Genomic DNA, 8,397 nt, shown 5'->3' on the forward strand with positions numbered 1-8,397 from the left:
GGGCCGAAGCGGGGGTCCAGGGGGCGGCAGCCCCCTGGCGGGGTCGAAGGGGCGGAGCCCCTTCAGGATGGGACGGGTAGGGGCGGCGGGGGCGAGAAAACCCCGGTCACGTCCGATACGGGTTGGACGCGGGGTACGGCACCGCCGCCCCATAGCCGGGCCCGTACACCTGCCCGTACGGCTGCCAGTAAACCGGCACCGGCGCCCCATACCCGTACACCGACCAGGCCTGCGCAGCCCCCGCATGCTCAAGCGCCGGCCGCGCAAGCTCCCGCCGCCACCACAGCTCGTGCAGCAACTCCCGCTCCCGTACGACAAAGTCCGCCCCGCCCCGCCCAAGGCGCCCTCGGTGTCGCAGAAAGGCCAGCGAAGTGGCGTACGCCTCGTACTGAGCCACCGCCCGAGCCGCCGCACGCCCCCCACGGCGCCGCGCGTACTGCCGGGCCATCCGCCTGGCCCGCATCGAGCCGAGCACGAACGGCTCGCCCGGCGTGAGCCACCCGGCGACGACGTAGGCGGGCAGCTCCTCGCGCACCGTCTTCAGCTCGCGCTGCCGGGTCCAGATCACCAGCCAGGTCAGCAGCCCGAACGCAGGCAGCATGAAGGCCACGTACACGCCGAAGAACCCGAACTCGCCGAAGGCCGACGAGCCGTTCCACAGCGCATGCATGCCCATGGCGAGCAGCAGCCCGGAGAGCGGGAGGAGGACACGGCGCACATGCTGCCGCTCGCCCGACAGCGCGGCGATGCCGAAGCCGATGCCGGTGAGGACGGTGAAGAGCGGATGCGCGAACGGCGACATGACGACGCGGACGAAGAAGGTCGCGGCCGTGACGGAGGCGATGCCGCTGTCGCCCGAGAGCTGGTCGGTACCGAAGGCGGTGCCGAGGTAGAGGATGTTCTCGGTGAAGGCGAAGCCGGTGGCGGTGACCCCCGCTATCACCACGCCGTCGACTATCCCGGTGAAGTCCCGTCGGCGGAAGAGGAAGACGAGCAGGACGGCGGCGGCCTTCGCCGTCTCCTCCACGATGGGCGCTATGACCGTCGCGCCCAGGGTGTCCGCATGCGACGGGTCGGCGGTCGCGGTCGCTATCCATCTGGTCGCGAAGCTGTTGGCGACGATCGCTATCAGGGCCGCCGCGCAGGCACCCCAGGCGAAGGAGAACAGCAGGTTGCGCCAGGGGCCCGGCTCGACCCGGTCCAGCCACCGGAAGGAGGCGACGAGCAGCGGCACGGGGAGGATGGCCAGCCCGAGCCCGACCAGGAACCCTTCGGTGCCGGTCTGCTCACGTACCAGGGCGAGGATGACCAGCCCGGAGAGCGCGAGCAGGGCGCTGAGCGCGCCGTAACGCACCCAGCGCTTCTGCCACCAGTGCGCGTGCCGCAGTGTGCCGCCGCCGGTGGGGCCGGTGGGGTGCGTCGGGTACGGGGGACAGGTGGCCACGGCATTGACCCTAACGAGGCAGGGGCGCCGCCCGCAGCAGCGCGAGGGGCTCTGGCGCCGGTGGGGGGTGCTGTCGGTACTGCTGTAGATGCTCTTGTCGGTGCTGTTCGTCCGGGCTGTTCGTCCGGGCTGTTCGTCCGGGCTGTTGGTCCGGGCTGTTGGTCCGGCCGTCTGCTGGATGTTCTTCCCGCTGCTGCTACGGCTGTACGCGGCGGAAGAGCAGGTCGTTCACCACATGACCCTTGTCCAGTCCCTGCCCCTCGAAACGGGTCAGCGGCCGGAACTGCGGACGGGGCGCGAAACCGCCGTCGTCCTGCGTGTTCTCGAAGTCGGGGTGCGCGGTCAGCACTTCGAGCATCTGCTCGGCGTACGGCTCCCAGTCGGTGGCGCAGTGCACGAGGCCGCCGGGCTTCAGCCGGGTCGCGGCGAGGCTGAGGAACTCGGGTTGGATGAGCCGCCGCTTGTGGTGCCGCTTCTTGGGCCAGGGGTCGGGGAAGTAGACGCGCAGGCCGTCGAGCGAGTCGGGCGTGAGCATCTCGCGCAGCAGGATGATGGCGTCCCCGTTGCCGACCCGGATGTTGGACAGTCCGTTCTGGTCGGCGAGATTGAGCAGATTGCCCTGCCCGGGGGTGTGTACGTCGACGGCGAGGATGTTGGTGCCGGGGTCGGCGGCGGCCATCTGGGCGGTGGCCTCCCCCATCCCGAAACCGATCTCCAGCACGACGGGATTGCCGTTCCCGAAGAGCTCGGCGAGGTCCACGACGCACTGCCCGTCGATGTCGAGTCCCCACTTGGGCCACAGCCGCTGCAACGCGTCCGCCTGCCCCGCGGTCACCCGGCTCCGCCGCGGCTGGAAGCTGCGGATCCGCCGCTCGAAGTGCGACCCGGCGGGGTCGGCCTTGGGCCCGTCCGGGAACCGGGGCTCACCCTTGGCCCGGGTGTGCCGAACCGAGACACCGGGGATGTGGCCGGGACAGTCCTCGCCGGGGATGCCGGGCTGACCGGAGGTGCCGGGCCGGGGGACTTCGGGAGCGTTGAGGGAGTCAGACACAGTGGGATCGATTTTACGTGCTCTCCACAGCCACCCTCCGGCCCGACCACCTCGCCCCTGCCGCCCGCTCAAGCGACCTCCCGAGCACTGTCGACCGACCACTCATGCCTGCCCTGAGCACCCTCGGCCGGCCGCTCAAGCCTCCCCAACCACCATCAACCGACCGCTCAAGCCTCCCCCAACACCTCCAACGCCCGGCGAGCCACCTCCCGCCCGATCGGCAGGGAAGCCGTCGCCGCAGGGCTCGGTGCGTTCAGTACATGCACGGCCCTCGGGCCCTCCCGGATCAGGAAGTCGTCCACCAGCGTCCCGTCCCGCAACACCGCCTGCGCCCGCACCCCGGCTGCGGCGGGCACCAGATCGTCCTCCGTCACCGCCGGCAACAGCCTGCGCACCGCCGTACCGAACGCGCCCTTGGACACCGACCGCCGCAGCTCCCCGGCCCCGTACCGCCAGTGCCGCCGCGCCATCCGCCACACCCCGGGCCACGCCACCGTCGCCCCGACCTCCCGCGGACGTACGACACCCCACCGATACCCCTCCCGGGCCAGCGCCGGCACCGCGTTGGGCCCGATGTGGACATCCCCGTCGATCCCGCGCGTGAGGTGCACTCCGAGGAACGGGAACGCCGGATCCGGCACCGGATACACCAGCCCCCGCACCAGCTCGGGCCGCGCCAGCGAGTAGTACTCCCCCCGGAACGGCACGATCCGCACCTCCGGCTCGTCCCCCGTCATACGGGCCACCTCGTCGCAGTACAGCCCGGCACAGTTCACCAGCACCCGCCCCCGCACCACCTCCCCGCGCGTGGTCCGTACGGCGACCCCCAGCTCGGCCCGCCGGTCGACCTGCTCGACCTCCGCGCCGTACCGGATCTCCGCGCCCGACGCCTCGGCCAGCTGCCGGGCGACCCCGACGAAGTCGCACACGCCGGTCGTCCCGACGTGTATCGCGGCGAGCCCCCGCACCTCGGGCTCGTACTCCGCGATCTGCGCGGCGCCCAGCTCCCGTACCGGAATCCCGTTCTCCCGACCGCGCTGCACCAGGGCGTGCAGCCGCGGCAGCTCCTCCCGCTCGGTCGCGACGATCAGCTTGCCGGTGACGGCGTGCGCGATGCCGTACTCCGCGCAGAACTTGACCATCTCGGCGGCGCCCCGCACCGCGTACTGCGCCTTCAGCGACCCCGGCCGGTAGTAGATCCCGCTGTGGATGACCCCGCTGTTGCGCCCCGTCTGATGCCGGGCGGGCCCCGGCTCCTTCTCCAGCACGGTCACCCGCGTACCCGGTGCGGCGCGCGTGATCGCAAACGCCGTGGCCAGCCCGACGATCCCGCCACCGATCACGAGCACATCACAGTCGTAACCACCCGACCGACCCTGCCGCGCCACCACCTGCACCACCTCCGGCTTCGATAGTGCACTGCGCCACTGACAGTCCCTTCAAACCCAGGGGACTGCAGCGCCCCGACAGGGGCGCGGGGCTGTATCGATATGCGGCTCCGCCGCGTGGCCGCGATCAACCACAGACAACCCGCAGCCTCAAGATCACATGCACCGGGCAGACGCGTAGGAAACCACCACTAGGCCGGAGCCATGAGAAGCGGACGAGCCCTCTCCCGCAGCTCGACAACCCGAGGCTCATCTCCATACGGCTCCAGCCGATGCAGAAGATCCTTCACATACTCCGTGGTGCGAGCCGACGATATGCGCCCCGCGACCTCCACCGCCCGCACCCCCTGCTCGCACGCTGCATCGAGATTGCCCGACTCGAGCTCGGCCACCGCCGAAACGACGAGCCGCAGCCCGTGCGACCGTACGAACTCCTCCGTCGGCTTCGACAGCGCCTGCTCCGTGAACCGTCGCACCTGCCGCGGCGCCTTCAGGTCCCGGTAGCACTCCGCGGCATCCGCGGCGAACCGGTCGTAGGAGTAGAACCCGAGCCAGGACGGATCGTTGTCCCCCTCCCGGGACCGCTCCAGCCACCCCTCCGCCGCCTTCAGCGCCGCGCCGGCCGCCTGCGCGTCACCGGCGCGCGCGTGCGCGCGTGCCTCGACCAGGCGGAAGAAGCTCATGGTGCGGGCCGTGGCGAGCCCCCGGTTGCGTTCCAGGGCGGCCTGGGCGAGGTCGACGCCCTCGTCGCCGAAGCCCCGGTAGGTCGCCTGGAGCGACATCGACGCCAGCACGTACCCGCCGAGGGGTACGTCGGCCGCCGCGCGCGCGAGTCGCAGCGCCTGGATGTAGTACCGCTGCGCGGCCTCCTGCTGCCCGGTGTCGAAGGCCATCCACCCGGCGAGACGCGTGAGCTCGGCGGAGGCGCCGAACAGTGCCCGCCCCACCTCGTCGGAGTACGAGCCGAGCAGCAGCGGTGCCGCCTCCACCCGTAGGCACTCGGGCACCATGGACGAACGCCAGTCGCCGCCTCCGTACTTGGAGTCCCAGCGCCTGGCGTCCTCGGCGGCCTCCCGCAGCTTCTGCACATCGCTGTGGCCGACTTTGAGCGGTGCGCCGGAGTCCTCCGCGGAGTTCACCTCGCGCGCCACCGAACTGTCGGCCGGGGTTATCAGCCACCGTGAGGCAGGCGTTGCGTATGCGCTTACTGCGAACGATCCGGCCAGGGACTGCCAGATGCCGCCGGAGCCGGCGCGCCGCCCGGCGAGGTCGAGACGGTAGAGCTCCGTCGCCGACTTCACCGCCTGGCCGACGTCCCGGGGGAAGGCGAGGCCCACTTCGGGTGCGGGGTCCGCGTCCGCCAGGCCGATCTCGTGGAGCGGCACCGGACGGCCCAGCTTCTGGCCGATGGCGGCCGCGATGAGGTGTGGCGCGGCACCCTGCGGCACCATGCCTTTCGACACCCAGCGCGCCACCGACGTCTTGTCGTAGCGAAGAGTCAGGCCCCGCTGAGCGCCAAGGTCGTTGACGCGTCGGGCGAGTCCTGCGTTGCTGATTCCCGCGAGGGCGAGAACGGCGCCGAGTTTTTCGTTCGGCCCGCGTTGCTCCCTGGACATGCGCCACCCCTCGACACAGACGGCTGCCGCGCTGGCATAACCACGCGGCATTCGTAAACCCAGCGTAGTTCGCCGCATCCCAAGCGTTAAGGGGCATTGTTCCGGATGGCGGGATTGTGGTCCGTACTCAAGTGCGCACCCCCTACGCACAGTTGTGACGTGCTCCCGCTGTGTGGCCGTGCGCCCGTCCGTGCGCTCTTCTCCGGCCACCGGGGGAGCGGTTCCATGGCTTCTGCGTGGGTCGGCCCGCTGTACTGGATCCAGTGGGCTGGGGGATTCCGCCGCCTACATCCCCGCGGGCGGCGGAACGGTCCGGGGGGCGTACTCCGTTCCCCGGACTGCGCGCACGCCGAGCACGGCGAGTAGTCCGCAGGGCTTGCACGGAGTGTGCGCGAGCCTGTCCCTGCGGCGCCGATTTGGCCGAAAATCGATCCTGCCCCTTCCGGGTAATTGCCGCTCCCACCACGGAACTTGAGGGCGCAGAGGGCGTTTTCGGGGAGCGTATCGGGGGCGCATTCGCGTCGCAGCAGTGCCGTTGCCGTGGTTGTTCCCGTGGATGTTGCCGTGGTTGCTGCCGTGGTGCGACCCCCTTGCCCGCTCGTCCCGATCCCCTTGCCTCGTCGGGGTGTTCGGGTGGCGCGGCGACCACGCGCGTGTCGCGTTCGCGTCGGCACGAGGGCGCCTCACGGGCGCGTTCCGGGATCTCGAGCGGCTCCGCCGCCCCGCCGCCGCGCGCCCTTCATGGCAGCATGGTGCACCGGTTCGTACGGTGCACTGGTTGTCCACAGCCTGTGGAGGCGTCGATGCGGTGGTTGGTGGGATGGAGCAGCACCGCCGCGGTGGCCGCCGGGATCGGCACCGCGGGGGCCACCGGAAGCGACGGCGAGACCGTGCATCCGGTGGGGTCCCAACTCCTGTGGGGCGACCCGGATCCGCTGTGGGCGGTCGGCGACTGGCGCCCGGACGAGGTGCGTGTGGTGAAGGCCGACGCGCAGACCCGGATCGCGGTCCTCGGGACGTGCGGGGCGAGCGACGAACAACTGCGCCTCGCGCTGTTCGCCGCGCGCGGAGGGGCACTTCGGCATCTGACGGCCTGGTCCGGCAGCTACACGGCCGTCGTCCAGGTCGGCCGCAGGCTCACCGTGTGCGGCGATCTGGCAGGCGCACGGCCCGTGTTCTACACCCCCTGGGCGGGCGGTACGGCGTATGCGACGGCCGCGCTCCCCCTCGCCGACCTCATCGAGGCCAACCTCGACTTCGGCCACCTCGCCGCCCTGCTCGCCGCCCCCGACGTACCGGCTGCCCTGCACGACTCCACCCCCTACGACGGCGTACGGCGCATTCCGCCGGGGCATGCGCTGATCCTGCGCGCCGGGGCACGCGAGATCGCCGGGTACGAGCCGGTCGCCTCACTGGCGGTGGCGGCGCCCACGGCGGATCCGGACAGCGCGGTGGACGCCGTACGCGACGCCCTGGTGGAGGCGGTACGCGCGCGTCTGTCCGCACCCCGCCATGTCCCCGGCGCCGACATAGACCCCGGCCCGGTGCCGGGGATGGGCCCCGCCGAGCGGCGTGCCGCGCGCGGGATGCCGGTTCCGGGCATCGGCGCGGACCTGTCCGGGGGCCCCGCCTCGGGCACCTTGGCGCTGCTGGCCGCCGGCCTCCCCGGGATGCCGGGCACGGTCCTGGGTCACGGCACGGGCGCGGGGGAGCGGTTGCTGGCGGTCACCTTCAACGACTTGGCGGTGGGGGGCCGCGAGGCGGAGCTGGAACGCGCGGGCACCCTGGCGGCCAACCCTCGCCTGCACCACGTAGTGGTCACCGGCGGCGAGGAGACACTGCCGTACGCCGACCTGGACGGCCCGCTGACGGACGAGCCGGGCCCCAGCCTGGTGACGGCGGCGAGGCACCGCGCGCGCCTGGCGGCCGGCAGCGCGGACCACTTCACCGGCTACGGCGCCCGCCAGGTCCTGGACGCACACCCGGCCCGCCTGGCGGACCTCCTGATGGACCGCAAGCGTCGCCATCTGGTCCGACCCGTCGCGGCCCTGGCCAAGGCGGACGGCTCGGTACTGGTCCCCGCGCGCGTGTACGGAGCCGCGCGCAAACTGGCCCGCACGCCGTACCGCACGGGCCTGGAGTCCCTGGCCGCCCGCCTGATGGACCGCCGCTTCGACGAACCCGGAGGTGCCGTAGGGGCGTCGCTCGCCGCGCTCACCTGGGCCAGACCGGGCCCTGCGGCCCGCTGGCTGACTGGCGAGGCGCTGGCTGAAGTATCGGTTCGCCTGCAAGCGGCGACGAGCCGCAACGGCGTGGGCCCCGGGCAACGCCCCGGCGACCACCGCGCGCGTGCGGCACTGGCCCGCCACGCAGCAGACCTACGCGTCCTCGAACAGGCCGCCGAGATCCGCTTCCAGCGCCTGCACGCACCGTTCCTCGACAACCAGGTCGTCCGCGCCTGCCGAGCCCTCCCCGAAGCCCTGCGCGTCCAGCCCGGCGCCCGCGCCGCGATACTCCGTACGGTCCTGGAGGGCGCCGGAGTAGCCGACCTCCCACCGGGCTGGGGCGCCCCGTCGCACGCGTCGACGGCGGTGGCGGCGCGCACGGGCCTGCGGGTGTCCGCAGACTCCCTGATGGCCCTCTTCGGCACCCCCCTCCTCGCCCAAGCGGGCTTGGTAGAGGCCCGAGTCGTCCGCAAGGCCCTCCGCGCAGCAGTCGAGGGCGAACCCCTCCCCCTCGACGGCCTGGCCGACCTGGTCTCCCTGGAACTCTGGCTACGCCGCCTACTGTCCCGCCGAGGCACCTGCTGGACAGGCACCCCCGCCCGCCAACGAGCGGTACCGGCGGGGATCACGCCGCAGCGGGGGGCGCTGGGGGCGGGGGCGGCGCGGGGGGGGC

At 72.3% G+C, this 8,397-nt stretch carries 5 protein-coding genes; 1 reads left to right on the top strand and 4 read right to left on the bottom strand.

From position 1 onward, the window contains the following. Window positions 1-106 precede the first annotated feature (106 nt). The 4 genes from ADL12_RS16195 to ADL12_RS16210 form a co-directional block, all read right to left on the bottom strand. Entirely contained in the window at window positions 107-1,444 is a 1,338-nt protein-coding gene (locus ADL12_RS16195; RefSeq protein WP_062702979.1) for a PrsW family intramembrane metalloprotease, read from the bottom strand. Between the two features lie 196 nt (window positions 1,445-1,640). Further along, window positions 1,641-2,495 (bottom strand): tRNA (guanosine(46)-N7)-methyltransferase TrmB, encoded by an 855-nt coding sequence (trmB, locus tag ADL12_RS16200; protein WP_208614551.1) that lies wholly within the window; start codon window positions 2,493-2,495, stop codon window positions 1,641-1,643. 167 nt (window positions 2,496-2,662) lie between these two features. Further along, window positions 2,663-3,883 carry an L-2-hydroxyglutarate oxidase gene (gene lhgO, locus ADL12_RS16205; protein ID WP_062702988.1) on the bottom strand — a complete coding sequence of 407 codons (1,221 nt, stop codon included), beginning with the start codon at window positions 3,881-3,883 and terminating at the stop codon, window positions 2,663-2,665. A 191-nt stretch (window positions 3,884-4,074) separates the two neighbouring features. After that, complete coding sequence (locus tag ADL12_RS16210) at window positions 4,075-5,499, bottom strand: NsdA family TPR-like regulatory protein (RefSeq protein WP_062702981.1); 1,425 nt, start codon at window positions 5,497-5,499, stop codon at window positions 4,075-4,077. Between the two features lie 803 nt (window positions 5,500-6,302). Between ADL12_RS16210 and ADL12_RS16215 the strand changes: the two genes are divergently transcribed. Next, a partial coding sequence (locus ADL12_RS16215; RefSeq protein WP_062702983.1) for an asparagine synthase-related protein occupies window positions 6,303-8,397 on the top strand: 2,095 nt, incomplete at its 3' end.

The organism is Streptomyces regalis (assembly GCF_001509475.1).
GTDB classification, from domain to species: Bacteria; Actinomycetota; Actinomycetes; order Streptomycetales; family Streptomycetaceae; genus Streptomyces; species Streptomyces regalis.

Bases quoted from the DNA above. Each gene is read 5' to 3' on its own strand.
- ADL12_RS16210 (WP_062702981.1), bottom strand. From the start codon at position 5,499: ATGTCCAGGGAGCAACGCGGGCCGAACGAAAAACTCGGCGCCGTTCTC.